Genomic DNA, 18986 nt, shown 5'->3' with positions numbered 1-18986 from the left:
TAGCGACTGTGGTGACAAGCGTGGTGACAAGCGGCTGTGGTGAGTTATTCCGACAGTGCTTTCAGCTCGGCCAACGTCGCCTCATCTATGAGTCCGAGCGCCAGCGCCTGCTGTGGATTGGTCTCTATCATATAGGCGCTGATACTCATCATATTGCGCAGCGCCATGCCGTTGGGGCCATCGTAAGTCGGCTGCTCGCTCCACTGGTCCTGAGCCCAGGCGGCCCAAGTGGCCTTGAGGCTGTAGCCCGCCTCACAGAAGATGGTGCGGGTCAGTTGGCTGCCCTTATCCAGCATCTCCTCGTCGTTCATGCTGTTGTCTAGCTCGCCCTTATGGCTTTGCATGACTTGCTTTATTGCCGTTATCGCTTCGGCGGTTGCGGGAACCGGCCCAAGTTGGCTGTCATCACAGGCTATTACGGTGGAAAAGGGCATCAGCAGACAGGCACAAAGGCCTAGGGACTTGAGGTTAAACATCTTCACTTCCTTGTTGTTGCGCCTCTCAGGCACGGCTCAAATTGCGGTAGCGTTCCAGCAAAATCTTCACCCGTTTCACATAGGCGCGGGTTTCCGGGTAGGGCGGCACGCCACGATATTGGCTCACTGTGGTAGGGCCGGCATTGTAGGCCGCCAGCGCCCGGGTCATATCGCCATCGAAACGGGCCAGCATCTGCGCCAGATAGCGGCTACCGGCATCAATATTCTGTGATACCACAAAGGCGTTGCTGACACCAAGCTCTTTGGCGGTATCCGGCATCAACTGCATCAGCCCCATGGCGCCGGTACGGGACAGGGCCTTGGCGTTGAAGGCCGACTCGGCGTGGATCACCGCCCTAATAAGCGCAGGGTCCAGATTGTAGGTTTGGGCGGCGAGGGCGATTTCGGCGGCATAGTCACTGTCAAACAGAGGGATTGCCTGCCAGTTCACCTTGGAGTCCGGTCGGCAGGCGAAGCAATCATAGAGAATGATCTGATATTCCTGGCTGCCTGGGGGCTTGTCGCTGAATGCCATCACGCCGTTGGCCTGGCGGTATTGATAGACTTTACGCTTCGGTAGACTGCTGTCACTGATGCCGTGTTCCGAGTAACGCGCCACTATACGGGGTTTGGCCGAAGGCTCTTTAGCTATAGCTGAAGTTTTTTCACCCATGGCTGAGGGCTCTTTACCCATAGCTGAAGGCTCTTTACTTATAGCTGAGGGGTCTTCACTCATAGCGGCCTTTTCCGAAGGCATAGGTATCTCGGTGCCGACAAGCGCAGCAAAGGGCTGCGCCGAGCTCAGCAGCCAGAGTAGCAAAGAGATGAGTCCTTGGCCGGAAGTGTGCTTCACGCCTGATAACCTGTCCGTGTTTCCAGTTTCAATATGTCAATGATAGCAAAGAGTTGCTGCATTTCACTGTGGATCTGGCTGAACTCCTTTTCGAAGGTGGCTCCCTCAAAGATGGAGGCGGTTTCGAATCTATCCTTGTTACTGGGAAACAGGATCAACAGCTGCCTGCCGTGGAAGGCGCAGCGCAGATCCCGGCCGAACTTCTTGCTCAAGTCCAGCAAACGCTCCATAAACAAGGGGTTCATCAACACCCGGCCATTGATCTGATTGTCGGCAAAGACATCGAACTCTTTCTCGAACACGGGATCTTCCAGCTTCATCTGTTCCAGCCCCGAATAACTGGAAGAGAGTTTCCCCAGCAGGCCGCGGTCGCGGATCAATACCGCATGACAGCCGAAGTTTTGTGGCACGGTAAAGGTCATGGCCAGTCCCTTGAATACCTCGCTGGTACGCTTCTTATTCTTGCTATCCCGATATTCTGACTTCAGCACTAATTCACTGATCCCCAGTTCGACCTGTTTATAGCTACCGGTAATAAAATCGCTGGCGCGAGCTATGTCATGCTTGGGCAAAATGCCGGCATCGCGAAATGGTCGCAGTGGCAAACCATCGTTGGGACTAAAGGTAAAGTCGTCGCCGAAATAGCGAAAGATCAGCGGAAACAGATCTTTTTTAACCTGTTTTTGAAACGCCTTGATGGGTTTCTTACACCAGAAAAACATCAGCAAAACCGGGGTAAGGGCGAGGGCAAATGAAGCTTCCGGGCCAAGGGAACTGTAGTACATAAGGTCGTACCAATAGTGCCAAACCAGCAGCAGAGTCACCACAAGTGTCAGTACAAACAGGGCTACCCGAGTTCGGCACTGCTTGAGGCTCTTGATCCTCAGTCTTTCATATTGACTGGCCTTGGGCTGTATATGCTGGCGATAGTATTGTTGCAGCTTGGGCAGGTCTTCGCTGGGGGCCTGTAGGCCTTTTCCCGGGCGTACCGGGGAAATCTTGGCCCCCATCAGGAAGGTGATAATATTCACGGATCAATCTTTTACTCTGTCTCAGTTCAAGTAGTCGCCGGCATTGACCGGGCTTTTGGCGCTTTCATCTGCCTCATAGAAGGGCAGAGCCTGTACCTTGGCCATTGAGGCTATGATTGAACCCGGGAAGATTTCCACTGCATTGTTGAGTTCAGTGACCGCCGAGTTGTAGAAACGCCGCGCTGCGGAGATATGGGCTTCCACTTCGTTATAGGTCTGCATCGCCTGCAACATGGTGTTGTCTGACTTGAGCTCGGGATAGTTTTCTACCGACACCATCAACTGGCCGACACGGTTGTTGAGCTGGTTGGCCAAATCCAGGTGTTGTTTTACTGCATCTTTGTCGGCCGGATTGTAGCTTTGGGTCAGTTGAGTGCGCAATTCGGTGATTTCGGTCAGCAGCTGTTTTTCATGATCCATAAAGCGCTTGGCTATCGTGAGAATATTGGGCAGCAGATTGGCCCTTTTCTTGAGCTGGACATCTATGCCGGAGAGGGCTTCACGGGCCGTGTTGCGTTTTTTTATCAGGCTGACATACCAGAGATAAATCAGTATCACGGCGATCGCCAGTATCAACAAAAATCCATCCATATTTGCTAAAGTTCCCTGCAGTTTTTTTTGAACTGCGCCAGCTAATCATAAAATGGCCGCAAATGCATCTTTGTTGTGATTTTGAACCTATGCTGGCCCCTTGACGGCGAGTCTTGCCAAGTCAATGAAAACCATCACTTATATGGCTTTAAAGATAGATTTAAGCAAAAGCTGGTAAATCAAAGGCTTGGGCTGTACGTTTTTAGTACATAGAAAAATTATATAAATGATTTATTTGAAGTATTTATCTATTTTTGAGTGGTAAAAAAACAGCAGTTTTTGACTCAAGTCTGTCGGAAACCGCTATAGGCCCTGGGAAAACTGTTTACCGTGCGTCAAAGCGAAGAAATGGAATCATACTATTTGCAAACAGCTTTTATTATGTTCAGGCAAGGTTCAGACAGCGTGCTGTAAATTGTAATGACACAACGTTGGGGCAAAGCGAATAGTTCAGCGAATTTGCCTTTATGGACCCGCCCTGGGTCCTTTTTTTTGCCTCAATTTCCCTGCAATTTTTCCAGGTTAAGTTTCAGTTAAAAGTGTCGCGGCAAAATGGCCGGCCGCTTGTCGTAGATGTTACGGCCATGAAAATAGAACCGGCAGCCGAGCCGGCAGACAGGGAAATCAGATGCAGTCCAATCATTCTCAGCAACCGCTCGAAACCGCCAAGAGTGGCTGGTTTATCCGCTTCCTCAATGTGGTCGAGCGCCTGGGCAACCTTTTGCCCCATCCCATCACACTATTTGCGCTGTTTTGCGCCGCCGTCATCCTGATCTCCGGCATTGCCGGTTATTTTGAAGTCACAGTGGTGGACCCTCGTCCCGAAGGCGCCAGTGGCCGCAGCGCCGATGGCCTGATCCATGTGGTCAGTCTAATGAATGCCGAAGGGCTGCGGATGATAGTCTCCAACCTGGTGACCAACTTTACCGGTTTTACGCCGCTGGGCACTGTATTGGTGGCCTTGCTCGGGGTTGGGATTGCCGAACGCTCCGGACTCTTGTCCGCCGGCATGCGGGCGCTGGTGATGGGAGCCTCCAAGCGCCTGGTTACCCTGACCATTGTCTTTGCCGGAATCGTCTCCAATACCGCCGCCGAGCTGGGTTATGTAGTGCTGATCCCCATGGCGGCGATGATCTTCCATTCTCTTGGCAGGCATCCCTTGGCGGGGTTGGCGGCGGCCTTTGCCGGGGTATCCGGTGGCTACAGTGCCAACCTCTTGCTGGGAACCGTGGATCCCCTGTTATCCGGGATCACCGAAGCGGCGGCGCAGATGATAGACCCTGACTACACTGTGGGCCCCGAGGTCAACTGGTACTTCATGTTTGTCTCCACCTTTGTGATCTCTTTCCTCGGCGCCTTGGTGACAGAGAAAATCGTTGAACCCAAGCTCGGTCGCTATGATGTCTCTGAAGCCAGTGTCGATTTGGAACAGCAGCGGATGGAAACCGTCACCGAACTGGAGAAAAAGGGGCTGAAAATGGCCGGTTTGGCGGCGCTACTGCTCGGCGCAGTCTTAGCCTTGACCGTGGTACCCGAGTGGGGCCCACTGCGTCACCCCGAGACGGGAGAAGTGGCCGGCTCGCCGTTTCTCAAGGGAATTGTGGTGTTTATCTTTGTCTGCTTTGCCATTCCCGGGCTGGTATACGGCAAGGTGGTGGGCACCATGAAAAAAGATACCGATGTAATTAACGCCATGTCCCACAGCATGAGCACCATGGGGATGTATATCGTATTGGTGTTTTTCGCCTCGCAGTTTGTGGCCTTCTTCAAGTGGACCAATCTGGGCGCCGTGTTGGCGGTGACCGGCGCCGATGCCCTCAGTGCCCTGGGGCTGACCGGGCCGATAGTCTTCCTGCTGTTTATTATGATGTGTGGCTTTATCAACTTGATGCTCGGCAGTGCCTCGGCCCAGTGGGCTGTGACGGCGCCGATATTTGTGCCCATGTTGATGTTGGTGGGTTATGCGCCGGAAACCATTCAGGCGGCCTATCGAATAGGTGACTCAGTGACTAACCTGATCACGCCCATGATGAGCTACTTTGGCCTGATCCTGGCGGTCGCCGCGCGCTACAAGAAGGACCTGGGGATAGGTACTCTGGTGGCTACCATGTTGCCATACACGCTGGTGTTTTTCGTCGGTTGGACCTTGTTCTTCTTCCTCTGGGTATTCGGCTTGGGACTGCCGGTTGGCCCAGGTGCGGCTACCTACTATTCACCGGCGGGCTGATAGCCAGCAAGGGTGAATGACTGAGGATTTTAGTGGAAAGGGGCTTAGGCCCCTTTTTGTTTACAGCGCAAGGCGGGGGTTTAACTGTGTAAATGAGGACGAAAATGGTTACTGTTTTGCTGTAAGTATAAGCAGTTGTTGAACTTTTTCTATTGTCATACACTATCGGGCCCTTTGGTTTGTTGGTTGGGCCCGCATGCGTTTTTCTTCTGCACGTCTGTTGCTGCTAATGGCTTGGTTGGCCACGAGTTTTACCCTGGCCGCCGAGATAGGCGACACGGCCGTGGTCGGTAAACTCTATTTCAGCGGCGCCGAACTGCCCGGGCAATTGACTCCAGAGGGGGCCGCTTGGTGGCCGGAGCCTATGTGGTTGCTGTGGCTCATGGGCCTTGGCAGCTTCTTTTGCCGTTTTCGTTGTTTTGCGCTCTGGCTGCTTGCTTTGCTGGCGTTGCAACTCAAGTTTGTTATTCGGGTCGACGACAGCCTGCTGTGGAGCAGTTGGCTAGTGCTGCTATTGCCTACACAAGTGTTGTTTGGCCTGATTCTGCTGTTGATTGACCGGGGCGAGGGCGCACGAGCCCAGGTAATCACCTTTGACTGACGATAGTCCAAGTCCCAAGCCGTATTGAGGGAGAATAATAGATGTCCAGAAAAGCCAGGGCCGCCATGGTCTCGGTCTGCTCCAATATTTCGCTGATCATCATGAAAGTGGCGGCGGGTATTGTCAGTGGCTCGGTCAGTATCATTTCAGAAGCGATTCACTCCGCCATGGATTTGGTGGCGGCCTTGATCGCCCTGTTTGCCGTGCGCCGCGCCGATGTGCCGCCGGACTGGGATCATCCCTACGGCCACGACAAGATAGAGAATGTTTCCGGGGTTATTGAGGCGCTGTTGATTTTGGCGGCGGCCGGTTGGATTATTTTCGAGGCCGTCGGCAAGTTGCTCAGCCCCTCAGAGGTGGAAGGCCTGGGCTGGGGGGTATTGGTGATGCTGTTGTCGGCGCTGGTTAACACAGGTGTCAGTGCCTATCTCTACCGGGTGGCCAGGGAAGAGCAATCGGTGGCGCTTGAGGCCGATGCCCTGCACCTTAAGGCCGATGTGCTCACCTCTCTCGGGGTCGCCGTGGGGCTGCTGCTCATCTGGGTGGGCGGTTATTTTGGCCATAACCTGGCGCTGCTGGATCCCATAGTGGCCATAGGGGTGGCGCTGTTTATTCTCAAAGAAGCGATAAGCATGCTGGATCAGGCCTTCAAGCCGCTGCTGGATCACAGCATCAGCGAAGAGGAGCTGAACCAGGCCGCCGAGATAATCGCGCACCACTGTCCCAGCGAAGGGGGCTTTCACGACTTGCGCGGCCGTCAGGCGGGCAGACGGCGCCATATCGACTTCCATCTGACCTTGCCCAAGGAGATGAGCGTTGGCCATTCCCATGCCATTTGTGACCGTATCGAGCAGGCCTTGATGGCTGCCATTCCCCATGCGGCGGTGTTTATCCATGTGGAGCCGCTGGAAGAGCAGCCCGAAGAGGAAGGCTTACTGCAACAGGGCGCCTGAAACGGCGCCCGCGTTGGGCATCTGTCCGGGGGCATTAGCAGCCCTCAGGGCCGATGGCCGGTTTTGAGTTCCCTCCTAGCGGGCTGAGCCAACAATGACTTTTGCCGTTAAAAAGCGGATAATTCCCCCAATTTTGCTCAATTTGACCCAGATCACAGCCGGTCGCCGGTTTTACCGCTGCGGCGAGTGTCATAGGGCGAGCGGGAAACCCCGCCGGAACTCGGAACTATCCAATGGAAATCAAAGTAAATTTTCTCGACAACCTCAGACTCGAAGCCAAGTTTGATGACTTCAGTGTCATTGCCGACCAGCCAATCCGCTACAAGGGCGATGGCTCGGCGCCGAGCCCGTTCGACTACTTTCTGGCTTCATCAGCGCTGTGCGCCGCCTATTTTGTGAAGGTGTACTGTGTCGCCCGCGATATTCCTACCGAAGGTATTCGTCTGTCGCAAAACAACATAGTCGACCCGGAAAACCGTTATAACCAGATCTTCAAGATTCAGGTGGAACTGCCGGACACCATCTCTGACAAAGACCGTGAAGGCATACTGCGTTCCATCGACCGCTGCACCGTGAAGAAAGTGGTTCAGACCGGCCCCGAGTTCCAGTTGGAAACCGTGGATAACCTGGATCAGGACGCCCAGGCGATGCTGATGCTGAAACCGGATGACAGCCACAGCACCTTTATTCTGGGTAAGGATCTGCCGCTGGAGCAGACCATAGCCAACATGACCAACACCTTGGCCGAACTGGGGATGAAGATAGAGATCTCCTCCTGGCGTAACCTGGTGCCCAACGTCTGGTCGCTGCATATCCGTGACGCCGCTTCGCCCAAGTGTTTTACCAATGGCAAGGGCGCAACCAAAGAGAGCGCGCTCTGCTCGGCTCTGGGCGAGTTTATCGAGCGTCTCAGCTGCAACTTCTTCTACAACGACCAGTATTTCGGCCCCGAGATCGCCAACGCCGAATTTGTTCACTATCCCAATGAGAAGTGGTTCCAGCCTGGTCCCAACGATGAGCTGCCAGCCGGTATCCTCGATGACTATTGCCTGGAAATCTACAACCCGGATGGTGAGCTCTGCGGCTCCAACCTTATCGACACCAACTCGGGCAATGTCGAGCGCGGCATCTGCGCCATTCCTTATGTGCGTCAGTCCGATGGCGAGACTGTGTATTTCCCCTCCAACCTGATTGAAAATCTGTATCTCAGCAACGGCATGAGCGCAGGTAACAATCTGGATGAGGCCAAGGTGCAGTGTCTGTCCGAGATTTTCGAGCGGGCGGTGAAGCGCCGCATCATAGAAGATGAGCTGGTTCTGCCTGAGGTGCCGAAAGCCGTGCTGGCCAAGTATCCTTCGATAGTGGCCGGCATAGAGGCGCTGGAAGCCCAGGGTTTTCCGCTGGTGATCAAGGATGCCTCCCTCGGTGGCCAGTTCCCCGTCATGTGTGTGACCCTGATGAACCCCCGCACCGGCGGCGTGTTTGCCTCCTTCGGCGCCCACCCCAGTTTTGAGGTGGCGTTGGAGCGCAGCCTCACCGAACTGCTGCAGGGCCGCAGTTTCGAGGGCCTAAACGATGTGCAAAAGCCTACTTTCAACAGCATGGCGGTGCAGGAGCCGGAGAACTTTGTAGAGCACTTTATCGATTCCAGCGGGGTGATCTCCTGGCGCTTCTTCAGTAGCAAGCCGGACTATGAGTTTGTCGAATGGGACTTCTCCGGCAGCAACGCCGAAGAGAGCCAAAGCCTGTTCGGGATTCTTGAAGAGATGGGCAAAGAGGTCTACATCGCCGAGTTTACCGAGATAGGCAATGCCTGCCGGATCCTGGTGCCAGACTTCTCCGAGGTGTATCCGGTATCGGATCTGATTTGGGACAACACCAACAAGGCGCTGGACTACCGCGAAGATATTCTTAACCTGCATCGCCTCAGCGATAGCCAACTGCAAAGCCTGTCCGAGCGCCTCGAAGACAGCCAATTGGATATCTACACGGATATCATCACCCTGATAGGCATAGAGTTTGATGAAAACACCGTCTGGGGCCAACTGACGATACTCGAACTCAGACTGCTGATCTGCCTAGCCATAGGTGAGCTGGAAGAAGCGCTGGAGCTGACCGAAACCTTCCTGCAGTACAACAACAATACCGTCGCTCGTGGCCTCTTCTATCAATGCCTGCAGGCGGTGTTGGAGATCAGCCTGGACGATGAACTCGAGCTGGACGATTACCGTTACAACTTAGGGCGCATGTTTGGCCAGGAAACTCTGGATGCCGCCATAGGGTCGGTCAATGGCACAGTGCGCTTCTACGGCCTGACCCCAACCAATATGCAGCTCGAAGGCCTGGAAAAACACCAGCGGCTGATCGAAAGCTACAAGAAGCTGCACGCCGCCCGCGCCAGAGTGGCTGCCAAGAAGTAAGCTAACGAAAGGACATGCTGCTGGCCAGTTGCCATTTGTATTCAAAGCCAACCCCAGCGGGTTGGCTTTTTTGCGATGGGCTCTGCTGTTGTTTGTAGCGTCATTCCTTCACGGCTTTAGGCCCCGAGAGTATTTGTCGTTAAGCAGCAGATTTATACTTTGTCGGCTTCATAACATTCAAATGCGGGTCGCTTATGGATAATGACAATTTGTTTTATTGAGGGATGATTGACGTTTTGAAAAACCTATGGCTTTTGTTGTTGCCGCTAATTCTGTCTGCCTGTGCCCAGCAACCGGTAACCTGTGTGTGTGACAATCCTCAATCCAATCGCCCTCCGGTTCCCGTGGTCGCCATTTCGCCTTCTCAAGAGCGGCAGGCGTTTGAAAAAATCGTCAAATACTTCGCCTCTCAAGTCAAAAAACAGTGGGGCGATGATAACTATATGGTGGCCAGTAAACATCAATATGTGAAGTACATAGATGGCTACCGTACCCGAGCCCATATTGACTTTGACAAGGGCAAGATTTGGGTCAGCACCGTTTCTCGCCATCAGCCCAAGGCCAGATTAAAAAATGCCATAGTGGAAACGTTGCTGATGCCAGCCGATCCAACCAAGATAGATCTATTCAGTGACAAGAGAGTCATGATCTCAGGCAAGCCATTTTTGCTTGGGCAAGTGGTTGATCATGATGGTAAATCAATAGAATGGCAGTGGCGTGCTAACCGTTTTGCCGAGTATCTGTTGGCCAACAAGCTGGTGACGAAAAAGCTGAAAAAGGGGCAAGCCTATTATGTTGAAATTGACATGGTGCGTGACCACCTCAGTCAACGTGAATATCAGTACGCTCATTTGATCCGCGAGGCTTCCCGCCGCTATCAAATCAATGAAGATCTCCTGTATGCCATCATCAAAACCGAGTCCAGCTTTAACCCCTATGCCGTCAGCCACGCCGGGGCCTATGGGTTAATGCAAGTGATCCCCAAAACGGCCGGGGCCGATGTATTCAAGCTCATCAAGAATCGCAATGATATTCCAACCAGAGACTACCTATTTGATCCGGCTAATAATATTGATACCGGTGCGGCCTATTTTCATATTTTGAAGAATCGCTATCTCAAGGATGTCAGCAATCCTTCTTCGCGGCATTATTCGATGATTTCTGCCTACAACGGTGGAACCGGCGGTGTGTTGGCGACATTTGATCCCGACCGGCAGCGGGCGATGCGGGAACTCAATGCGTTGACACCCTCGCAAGTATACAAGGAGTTGACTACGGCGCATCCCAAGGCCGAAGCCAGAAGATACTTGCAGAAAGTACTGTATTTTCAAAAAGAATTTAATAGCGGTAATTTATAGTTTGCCTTCAGGCATAAGCGCCTATCGCTACCTCTGCTGATGAGTGGCTAGTTCAGCCATCAGAGCCTGGGAGGATGTACATCAGCTGCTCGCAGCGTTCTCTTTTATAGAGAGTTGCGTGCATAACCATTGGCGCTCAGACCACCTGACTTCGGCATGCCGGAGTCAGAGTTTGGCCGCGTTCACGGCGGAGTTTGGATCAACATGCCCCCGTTTGAACGCAGACCCAAGCGGAAGCCGCCCCCTTCAGGAACTATACTCAGAAAGATCCCGTAAGGAGGTTGTTATGCCTAAATTTATCATTGAAAGAGACTTACCCGGAGCCGGAGGTTTATCCGCCGCTGAGTTTCGTGAAATCTCACAAAAGTCCTGTGCCGTGTTGGAAGAGATGTGACCTTTCCCCCGAATTTAAGACCATGACATTGATGAGATTTCCAATACACTAGAGCCAATGGAGATCTCAACATGAAGAAACGTTACACCGAAGAACAAATCATCAAGGCCATCAAACAACATGAGGCAGGGGCAAAAGTCGATGACATTTGCCGTGAAATGGGCATATCCACGGGCACTTTCTATAACTGGCGCAGCAAGTATGCCGGGCTGGAAGTGAACGAAGCGAAGCGGCTGAGGGAGTTGGAAGCGGAGAACAACAAGCTCAAAAAGATGTTAGCCGACAAGATGCTGGAAGTCGAAGCAATGAAGGATGTGCTGTCAAAAAAGTGGTAACGCCAGCGGCCAAAAAGCCTGTTGTTCAACACCTGATTGAGGGATTCAGCCTAAGTGAGCGAGTAGCCTGTAAGCTGGCAGGGCTTAGCCGGACTGCATATCGCTATCAATCCAGGACAAAGCCAGACAATGGGCTCAGACAGCGACTGAAGGCGCTGGCGACGCAATATCCTCGCTACGGGTATCTGATGCTGCATGGTTTGCTCAGGGGTGAAGGCTGGGTCAAAAACCGCAAACAAACCTATCGGCTCTACACGGAGGAAGGCTTGCAGGTCAGGACGAAGAAACGCAAGAAGCTAACCCGGCCAAGGCAGCCTATGGAGGTGCCAACAGCCCCCAATCAACGTTGGTCGATGGACTTTGTGTCAGACCAACTCAGCAATGGTCGCCGCTTTCGGGTACTGAATGTCGTGGATGATTATTCGCGGGAAATGGTTGGTCAATTAGTCTCTGTGGCCATTAGTGGTAGGCAGGTCGCCAGATTCTTGGACCAATTGATGGAAGAGCGAGGCAAACCCAAGAAGGTTACTTGCGACAATGGGACAGAATTTACCAGCAAGGCAATGTTCTTCTGGAGTAAGGAAACGGGCGTCACACTGGGCTTTATCCAACCAGGAAAGCCGACGCAAAATGCCTTTGTGGAAAGCCTGAATGGCAAATTCAGGAATGAATGTCTGAATCAGCATTGGTTCAGAACCTTAGACGAAGCCAGATACGAAATCGAGCTATGGCGTGAACACTACAACCATGTTCGCCCTCATAGTTCACTGAACTATATGCCGCCTGTTGCGTATGCCAAGCAAGCAGCATAAGCTGGAAAATCTCATCAAGAGATTGGTACTAATCTCGGGGAAAGGTCAGTTCAATTCTTCGAATATTTGGTGATTAACATAATTATCGTCTGTTGATTGCATTATTTTATACTCTATCGACGCACACTGGAGAAACCGTCCCTGTCCGCGATGCTTTGCGGGCTAACACTGAGTCTTGTTATGCGATTTAAGGGCCACAGTTAGCATGCATATCAGATTGCCAATCTCTAAGCCCTCCAACTACTAGATCATACTTTTCTGGCTGCTCGGTAAGCAGAGTCATTTGATCATGCGAACCAATTTAGGCCAATCTGTCAGATATGGTCACGTCAAGGAAACGAAACTGACAGATTAGATCCATGCTAATCCAGTTAAAACTGATGAGTCTAAGCTGTGCAGCTATTCCCTGGCGCTGGGAAGCCTGCGCGCAAGCCGATAGCAGGTCGGTGACCTGCCATCCAATCACTGGCCAAACTTATTGATGAATAAGTTTGCCCCCTTTGATGACATCCACCAACGGATTCACGCCGTAGCTGTAGGCCAGTTCCGCTGGGGTTGAGATCCGCCACAGGCAGAAGTCGGCCTGCATGCCGACAGCAAGCACACCCACTTTGGACTCAATACCCAAGGCTTTGGCGGCGTTGCGGGTGACACCGGCCAAGGCCTCTTCCGGCGTCAGGCGGAATAGGGTGCAGCCCAGGTTGAGCATCAACAGGGTTGAGCAGATGGGGGAAGTCCCCGGGTTGAAGTCGCTGGCCAGCACCATGGGCACCTGATATTGGCGCAGCAAGGCTATCGGTGGCAGCTGGGTTTCCCGCAGGAAGTAAAAGGCGCCTGGCAACAAGGTGGCGCAGGTGCCGCTCTCGGCCAGAGCCTTGACCCCGGCTTCATCCAGATACTCGATATGATCCACAGACTTGGCCCCCAGACGGGCGGCCAGTATTGAGCCACCCATGTTGGAGAGCTGCTCGGCGTGCAACTTGATATCCAGCCCTTTGGCCTTGGCGGCACTGAGAATGGCTTCTGTCTGCTGCAGGTCGAAGGCGATATTTTCACAAAACACATCCACGGCATCGGCGAGATCTTCCGCCAATACCTGAGGCAGCATCTCCTCGATCACCAGTTGCACATATTCCTGCTCCCGGCCTTGATATTCGGCTGGAAAGGCGTGGGCGCCCAGGAAGGTGGTAACCACATCCACATGGTGGTGTTTGCCCAGCTCGCGGGCGACCCTGAGCAACTTGAGTTCGGTGGCGGTTTCCAGCCCGTAGCCCGACTTTATCTCCACCGTAGTAACCCCTTCCTTGGCCAGGGCGTTGAGGCGGCGGCGAGCCTCGTCGAACAGTTCGGCCTCGCTGGCCTCACGGCAGGCCTTGACCGTGCTGATAATGCCGCCACCGGCACGGGCGATTTCTTCATAGCTGGCGCCCTTGAGACGCAGCTCGAACTCGTTGGCGCGGTTACCGGCAAACACCAGATGGGTATGGGCATCTATCAACCCGGGCGTCAGCCAGCCACCTTTGCCCTTGTAAACCGGAGTTGCCAGCACGTCGAAGGCAGGCAGTTCGCTGCGCTTGCCAATCCAGGCTATTTTGCCGTCTTTTACTGCCAGGGCTGCATCGGTGATGGCACCATAAGCCTCTGATACAGAAGGGTCCATAGTGGCAATATTGATATCTATCCAAACCTGATCCCAGGACATGCTTGCTCCTTGTTGTTTGCCTTACGCTTGCCTTAATAATGGCAATTGTTGTGATTTTGTGAGCTAACTTGTATTTACTTGTATATACAAGTTAGGATTATAGCCGAGTTTTTGAGCAGATTGAAACCAACACAGAGTCGACTCGATGAGCACAGCCAAGTTCGCCCGCATTAAACAGTACATCTCAGACCGCATTGAGTCGGGTGAATGGGTGGAGCACTCCAGGGTGCCTTCCGAAAACCAACTGGCAGAGCTGTTTGAGTGTAGCCGGATGACGGCCAGACGGGCGTTGACCGAGCTGGTGGACAACGGCGTACTGGAGCGCAGTCAGGGGCTGGGTACCTTTGTAGCTGAGTTCAAGTCGCAGTCATCCATGTTGTCTATCCGCAATATCGCCGATGAGATCAAGGCCCGCGGCCATGGTTACAGCGTGCAGGTGTTGGAGCTGACAGCCATAGAGGCCCTGGCGCCTATCGCCATCGCCCTGGGGCTGGAGACCGGCAGCCGGGTGTTTTACTCGGTGCTGGTGCACTGTGAAGAGGGGCTGCCGCTACAGCTCGAGGAGCGCTTCGTAAACCCTCAGTTAATCCCCGACTATCTGCAGCAGGATTTCAATTTGCAGACCCCTCATGAATATCTGTCGCAGGTGGCGCCTTTGACCGAAGCACGCCACACCATAGAGGCGATAGTCGCCAATGAACAGATACGCGCTCGCTTGGCGATCCCCGCCAGCGAGCCCTGTTTACAGATACTGCGCCGCACCTGGTCACGCCAGGGGGTGGTGAGTTTTGCCCGGCTGATCCATCCCGGCAGCCGCTTCCGTCTCGGAGGGCATTTGACCTTCAGAGGCGAACATAAACCTAAATAAAAACAACAAAATAAACCACAAGACAAGCAACAGAGGAATGGAAGTTTATGGATAAGAGACATGATCCGGCGCGCAAAATCATTGCGCCGACCGGCACCACTCTGAACTGCAAGAGCTGGCAGACCGAAGCGCCGCTCAGAATGCTGATGAACAACCTGCATCCGGATGTGGCCGAGCGCCCCGAGGATCTGGTGGTTTACGGCGGCATAGGCCGCGCCGCCCGCGATTGGCAGTGTTTCGACAAAATCGTCGAGGTGCTCAAGCGTCTGGAAGAGGATGAAACCTTGCTGGTGCAATCCGGCAAGCCGGTGGGAGTATTCAAGACCCACAGCGATGCCCCCAGGGTGCTGATCGCCAACTCCAACTTGGTACCCCACTGGGCCAACTGGGAACACTTCAACGAGCTGGATAAGCAAGGGTTGGCTATGTACGGCCAGATGACCGCCGGCTCCTGGATCTATATAGGCACCCAAGGCATAGTCCAGGGCACTTATGAAACCTTTGTGGCCGTGGCCAAGCAGCATTTCGACGGTGAAGCCAAGGGCCGCTGGATTCTGACCGGTGGCCTGGGCGGCATGGGCGGTGCCCAGCCTCTGGCCGGTACCATGGCCGGTTTCTCTGTGCTGGCCTGTGAAGTGGACGAGACCCGTATCGATTTTCGTCTGCGTACCCGTTATCTGGACAAGAAGGCCCATAGCCTGGACGAAGCTCTGGCGATGCTGGAAGCCGCCAAGGCCGAGGGCAAGCCGGTTTCCGTGGGTTTGCTGGGCAATGCCGCCGATATCTTCAGTGAGCTGGTTGAGCGCGGCATTACTCCGGATGTAGTGACAGACCAAACTTCGGCGCACGATCCGCTGAATGGCTATCTGCCTCAGGGGTGGACGCTGGAGCAGGCCAAGGAGATGCGCCTCAAAGACGAGGCCGCTGTGGTCAAGGCCGCCAAGGCTTCTATGGCGGTGCAGGTTCAGGCCATGTTGGCGCTGCAAAGCCGCGGCGCCGCGACCCTGGACTATGGCAATAACATCCGCCAGATGGCGTTTGACGAAGGCGTGGCCAACGCCTTCGATTTCCCCGGTTTTGTTCCCGCCTATATCAGGCCGCTGTTCTGTGAAGGCATTGGCCCGTTCCGCTGGGCGGCGCTCAGTGGTGACCCTGAGGATATCTACAAGACAGATCAGAAGGTGAAAGAGCTGATCCCGGACGACCCACACCTGCACAACTGGCTGGATATGGCTCGTGAACGTATCGCCTTCCAGGGGCTGCCGGCCCGTATCTGCTGGGTTGGCCTCAAAGACCGCGCCCGTCTGGCGCTGGCCTTCAACGAAATGGTGAAAAACGGCGAGCTGTCGGCGCCAGTGGTCATCGGCAGGGATCATCTGGATTCCGGCTCTGTGGCCAGTCCCAACCGGGAAACCGAATCCATGCTCGATGGCTCGGATGCCGTCTCCGACTGGCCGCTGCTCAATGCACTGCTCAATACTGCCGGTGGCGCCACCTGGGTGTCGCTGCACCATGGTGGGGGTGTCGGCATGGGCTTCAGTCAGCACTCCGGGGTAGTGATCCTCTGTGACGGCAGCGACGCCGCTGCCAAGCGGGTATCCCGGGTATTGTGGAACGATCCGGCCACGGGCGTGATGCGTCATGCCGATGCCGACTATGAGATTGCCAAGCGCTGCGCCAAAGAGCAGGGCCTGGATCTGCCTATGTTGGAGGACTGATGATGACCACTCAAATCACTCTGACACCGGGAAGCCTGACCCTGTCTGAACTGCGCAGCATCAGCCGCGCGCCAACCCAGCTGCAATTGCACCCGGAATCGCTGGCGGCCATCAACAGCAGCGCCGCCGTGGTGCAAAAAGTATTGGATGAGGGCCGCACGGTTTACGGCATCAACACCGGCTTTGGCCTGTTGGCCAACACCAAGATTGCCCCGGCGGATCTGGAACTGTTGCAGCGCTCTATCGTGTTGTCCCACGCCGCCGGTACCGGCCAATTGATGCGCGATGAAACCGTGCGGCTGATGATGGTGTTGAAGATCAACTCACTGTCCCGCGGGTTTTCCGGGATCCGTCTCGAGGTGATCAACTTCCTGATCGCCCTGGTCAATGCCGGTGTTTACCCTTGCGTACCCGAGAAGGGCTCAGTGGGGGCCTCGGGCGACTTGGCGCCGCTGTCGCACATGTGTCTGCCGATCATAGGCGAGGGCGAAGTGCGTTATCAGGGGCGTATCATGCCCGCCATTGAGGGCTTGAGTATCGCAGGGCTGAAACCGATTGAATTGGCTGCCAAAGAGGGCCTGGCCCTGCTCAACGGCACCCAGGCATCGACGGCGTTGGCACTGGAAGGCTTATTCCATGCCGAGGACCTGTTTGCCGCCGGCTCTGTGGTCGGCGCCATGAGTGTCGAGGCGGCCATGGGCAGTCGCAGCCCGTTCGACCCGAGAATTCATGCGGTGCGCGGTCAAAAGGGCCAGATAGACTCGGCGGCTGTATTCCGTCATCTACTGGGGAGCGGCTCTGAGATTGCCGAGTCACACGCCAATTGTGAAAAGGTGCAGGATCCCTACTCCCTGCGCTGTCAGCCTCAGGTGATGGGCGCTTGCCTGACGCAGATCCGTCAGGCGGCCGAAGTGCTGGAAATTGAAGCCAACGGTGTGACAGATAACCCACTGGTGTTTGAAGATACCGGCGAGATCATCTCAGGCGGTAACTTCCATGCCGAACCCGTGGCCATGGCGGCGGATAATCTGGCGCTGGCGATTGCCGAGCTGGGGGCCATCAGTGAGCGCCGCATTGCGCTGCTGATCGATTCCAACCTTTCCAAGCTGCCGCCATTCTTGGTGGAAAACGGAGGGGTTAACTCGGGCTTTATGATTGCCCAGGTGACAGCCGCGGCACTGGCCAGTGAGAACAAGACCTTTGCTCATCCGGCCTCTGTCGACAGCTTGCCGACCTCGGCCAACCAGGAAGATCATGTTTCCATGGCGACCTTTGCCGCCCGCAGGCTCAAGGATATGGCGGAAAACACCCGCGGCGTGCTGGCAGTGGAACTGCTGGCTGCGGCCCAAGGGCTGGATTTCCGCGCGCCGCTGCAGCCAAGCCCGGCGGTGGCCAAGGCCAAGGCTGAACTGCGCGAGCGGGTTGCCTTCTATGACAAGGACAGGTACTTCGGTCCGGACATCACCAAGGCCACTGAGCTGCTGGCGAGTGGGCGCTATAACGTCTATCTGCCAAAGGAACTGCTGCCAAGCAGCCTCTGAGCCGGGAATCGTTACAAGGTCCTGTGGGCCCTTGGGCACCTTAGGGGCAAAAGTCTGTATATAAAACACAAAGAGCGCCATTTGGCGCTCTTTGTTTATTAAAATAAATCAATGCCGTGTTACCAGGCATCCAATTCTGTGATCTTCAGATTCAGCAGTTGTTTCTGCCACTGGTTTTTATCTATCCCTTCAATCCAGATCACCGAGGATTGCCGCTGCTGGCCCTTGCGCAGATAGGTTTCCGGCATACGTTTGATGGCACGCCAGACCTGTAGCTCCTCTTCTTTCATCTTGCGACCCTGATCGTTGTAGAAGCTGGCGCTGATCAGTACGCCAACCATATCTTCACTGCTGTTGCTGCCAAGTTCGAAGGTCAGGCCCAGCTTGTCGCCTTGCCACTGTACCTGCTGCAGTGAAACGCTGATCCCTTCTCTGGCTGTCTTGCCAAGTAGTCCGGGAGTGGTCATGGCGCTCTGGGTCAACTGTTCGACGACAGCGGTTTTGCTTGGATCTGGTTTGGCGGCCATTTCCACTGCAGCTGCTGTGGCGGCTGTGGTATGGGCGGCCGTATTCGGCATCTCGGCCACCACTTCTTCAGTGGTCGTTTCGGGTTCGGCGGCGCTGACCACAGCTTCAGTGAGCACATACTCCCAGGTGAAATCATCTTTGAGTATGATTCTGGCGCCGTTTTCAAGAGTGACTTCGGCCACCTGGGCCGGCTCGGCAACGGCAAAACTTGAGCCCAATAGTAACGCCAGGGCACTGATCGCAAAGCCGGGTTTGAAAAGGTTCTGTTTGGACATGAGAAAATTCGTTTGGCTGAATCCTGGGTCAACAATAACTGCGGGCGCCGCGGCTGGCAATGAGGTTGATGGCATTAATGTATGATGAGCAAGCTCGACCTTGGGCCCTGGGAATTTTGCCAAGGCCTGTTTGTGGCTATGCTTGAGTCGAACCTCAGAGCATAAAGCGAATCTTGATGAGGTCATTTGACTCGGCGTGGTTTGATCTATTCATTAGTTTGATTAGTGAAACAATCAAAGAGTTTGTAACTCTTTGGTCAGCATTTACTTACAGAATGCCCCTCTATATGATCCCGCCAGTAG

Annotated in this window: 16 protein-coding genes; 10 read left to right on the top strand and 6 right to left on the bottom strand. The window is 54.4% G+C overall.

Going from position 1 to position 18986, the window contains the following annotated elements:
- Nucleotides 1-44: 44 nt before the first annotated feature.
- The 4 genes from K5621_RS19475 to K5621_RS19460 all read right to left on the bottom strand — a co-directional run bounded on the left by K5621_RS19475 (nt 45) and on the right by K5621_RS19460 (nt 2951).
- A complete protein-coding gene (locus tag K5621_RS19475) occupies nt 45-476 on the bottom strand; it encodes a hypothetical protein (protein WP_221050087.1) in 432 nt (143 codons plus the stop codon).
- 25 nt (nt 477-501) lie between these two features.
- Entirely contained in the window at nt 502-1170 is a 669-nt protein-coding gene (locus K5621_RS19470; RefSeq protein ID WP_234519740.1) for a lytic transglycosylase domain-containing protein, read from the bottom strand.
- A 155-nt stretch (nt 1171-1325) separates the two neighbouring features.
- The gene (locus K5621_RS19465) at nt 1326-2360 is read right to left on the bottom strand and encodes a DUF3137 domain-containing protein (RefSeq protein WP_221050086.1); all 1035 of its coding nucleotides are present in this window, start codon (nt 2358-2360) and stop codon (nt 1326-1328) included.
- Between the two features lie 21 nt (nt 2361-2381).
- On the bottom strand, nt 2382-2951 hold the full coding sequence (locus K5621_RS19460; protein ID WP_039035348.1) for a LemA family protein: 570 nt from the start codon (nt 2949-2951) through the stop codon (nt 2382-2384).
- A 628-nt stretch (nt 2952-3579) separates the two neighbouring features.
- Here K5621_RS19460 and K5621_RS19455 point away from each other — a divergent pair.
- From K5621_RS19455 to K5621_RS19425, 7 genes are all read left to right on the top strand, one after another.
- On the top strand, nt 3580-5178 hold the full coding sequence (locus K5621_RS19455; protein ID WP_100143235.1) for an AbgT family transporter: 1599 nt from the start codon (nt 3580-3582) through the stop codon (nt 5176-5178).
- Between the two features lie 196 nt (nt 5179-5374).
- The gene (locus K5621_RS19450; protein WP_157929053.1) at nt 5375-5779 is read left to right on the top strand and encodes a hypothetical protein; all 405 of its coding nucleotides are present in this window, start codon (nt 5375-5377) and stop codon (nt 5777-5779) included.
- Nucleotides 5780-5820: 41 nt separating this feature from the next.
- On the top strand, nt 5821-6732 hold the full coding sequence (locus tag K5621_RS19445) for a cation diffusion facilitator family transporter (RefSeq protein WP_025888223.1): 912 nt from the start codon (nt 5821-5823) through the stop codon (nt 6730-6732).
- 233 nt (nt 6733-6965) lie between these two features.
- Nucleotides 6966-9152 carry an OsmC domain/YcaO domain-containing protein gene (locus K5621_RS19440; protein WP_100143237.1) on the top strand — a complete coding sequence of 729 codons (2187 nt, stop codon included), beginning with the start codon at nt 6966-6968 and terminating at the stop codon, nt 9150-9152.
- Between the two features lie 236 nt (nt 9153-9388).
- Nucleotides 9389-10510, top strand: a complete 1122-nt coding sequence (gene mltC, locus K5621_RS19435; protein ID WP_245003117.1) for a membrane-bound lytic murein transglycosylase MltC — start codon at nt 9389-9391, stop codon at nt 10508-10510.
- Between the two features lie 286 nt (nt 10511-10796).
- On the top strand, nt 10797-10904 hold the full coding sequence (locus tag K5621_RS19430) for a DUF4242 domain-containing protein (RefSeq protein WP_221050085.1): 108 nt from the start codon (nt 10797-10799) through the stop codon (nt 10902-10904).
- Between the two features lie 71 nt (nt 10905-10975).
- A protein-coding gene (locus K5621_RS19425; protein WP_221049608.1) for an IS3 family transposase occupies nt 10976-12051 on the top strand; the annotation gives its coding sequence in 2 pieces (ribosomal slippage) (nt 10976-11225 and nt 11225-12051; 1077 coding nt in all).
- A 475-nt stretch (nt 12052-12526) separates the two neighbouring features.
- Here K5621_RS19425 and hutI read toward each other — a convergent pair.
- Nucleotides 12527-13753: an imidazolonepropionase gene (gene hutI / locus K5621_RS19420; RefSeq protein WP_221050084.1), complete on the bottom strand. Its 1227-nt coding sequence runs from the start codon at nt 13751-13753 to the stop codon at nt 12527-12529.
- A gap of 145 nt (nt 13754-13898) precedes the next feature.
- On the opposite strand from hutI, the gene hutC reads away from it, so the two are divergent.
- The 3 genes from hutC to hutH are packed head-to-tail and all read left to right on the top strand — an operon-like array spanning nt 13899 to nt 17880.
- Nucleotides 13899-14621 (top strand): histidine utilization transcriptional repressor HutC, encoded by a 723-nt coding sequence (gene hutC / locus K5621_RS19415; protein ID WP_028780547.1) that lies wholly within the window; start codon nt 13899-13901, stop codon nt 14619-14621.
- Between the two features lie 47 nt (nt 14622-14668).
- On the top strand, nt 14669-16339 hold the full coding sequence (gene hutU, locus K5621_RS19410) for a urocanate hydratase (protein WP_221050083.1): 1671 nt from the start codon (nt 14669-14671) through the stop codon (nt 16337-16339).
- Nucleotides 16339-17880: a histidine ammonia-lyase gene (gene hutH, locus K5621_RS19405; protein WP_100143244.1), complete on the top strand. Its 1542-nt coding sequence runs from the start codon at nt 16339-16341 to the stop codon at nt 17878-17880. Before hutU ends, hutH begins: the two co-directional genes overlap by 1 nt.
- Before the next feature lie 119 nt (nt 17881-17999).
- On the opposite strand, the gene K5621_RS19400 is transcribed toward hutH, so the two are convergent.
- Nucleotides 18000-18683, bottom strand: coding sequence for a DUF3157 family protein (locus tag K5621_RS19400; RefSeq protein ID WP_221050082.1), 684 nt, complete (start codon nt 18681-18683; stop codon nt 18000-18002).
- Between the last annotated feature and the right edge of the window lie 303 nt (nt 18684-18986).

This window comes from Shewanella carassii, from assembly GCF_019670705.1.
Lineage (GTDB): Bacteria > Pseudomonadota > Gammaproteobacteria > Enterobacterales > Shewanellaceae > Shewanella > Shewanella carassii.
Note: the sequence above shows the minus strand (reverse complement) of the source record. Positions and strands in the feature narration are given on the sequence as shown.

What these genes read in the sequence shown, in the direction of transcription:
- hutU (WP_221050083.1), top strand. Translation starts at nt 14,669, where the DNA reads ATGGATAAGAGACATGATCCGGCGCGCAAAATCATTGCGCCGACCGGC.
- K5621_RS19475 (WP_221050087.1), bottom strand. Translation starts at nt 476, where the DNA reads ATGTTTAACCTCAAGTCCCTAGGCCTTTGTGCCTGTCTGCTGATGCCC.
- K5621_RS19450 (WP_157929053.1), top strand. Translation starts at nt 5,375, where the DNA reads ATGCGTTTTTCTTCTGCACGTCTGTTGCTGCTAATGGCTTGGTTGGCC.
- K5621_RS19430 (WP_221050085.1), top strand. Translation starts at nt 10,797, where the DNA reads ATGCCTAAATTTATCATTGAAAGAGACTTACCCGGAGCCGGAGGTTTA.
- hutH (WP_100143244.1), top strand. Translation starts at nt 16,339, where the DNA reads ATGATGACCACTCAAATCACTCTGACACCGGGAAGCCTGACCCTGTCT.
- K5621_RS19455 (WP_100143235.1), top strand. Translation starts at nt 3,580, where the DNA reads ATGCAGTCCAATCATTCTCAGCAACCGCTCGAAACCGCCAAGAGTGGC.
- K5621_RS19460 (WP_039035348.1), bottom strand. Translation starts at nt 2,951, where the DNA reads ATGGATGGATTTTTGTTGATACTGGCGATCGCCGTGATACTGATTTAT.
- K5621_RS19470 (WP_234519740.1), bottom strand. Translation starts at nt 1,170, where the DNA reads ATGGGTAAAGAGCCCTCAGCCATGGGTGAAAAAACTTCAGCTATAGCT.
- hutC (WP_028780547.1), top strand. Translation starts at nt 13,899, where the DNA reads ATGAGCACAGCCAAGTTCGCCCGCATTAAACAGTACATCTCAGACCGC.
- K5621_RS19400 (WP_221050082.1), bottom strand. Translation starts at nt 18,683, where the DNA reads ATGTCCAAACAGAACCTTTTCAAACCCGGCTTTGCGATCAGTGCCCTG.
- K5621_RS19445 (WP_025888223.1), top strand. Translation starts at nt 5,821, where the DNA reads ATGTCCAGAAAAGCCAGGGCCGCCATGGTCTCGGTCTGCTCCAATATT.
- hutI (WP_221050084.1), bottom strand. Translation starts at nt 13,753, where the DNA reads ATGTCCTGGGATCAGGTTTGGATAGATATCAATATTGCCACTATGGAC.
- K5621_RS19440 (WP_100143237.1), top strand. Translation starts at nt 6,966, where the DNA reads ATGGAAATCAAAGTAAATTTTCTCGACAACCTCAGACTCGAAGCCAAG.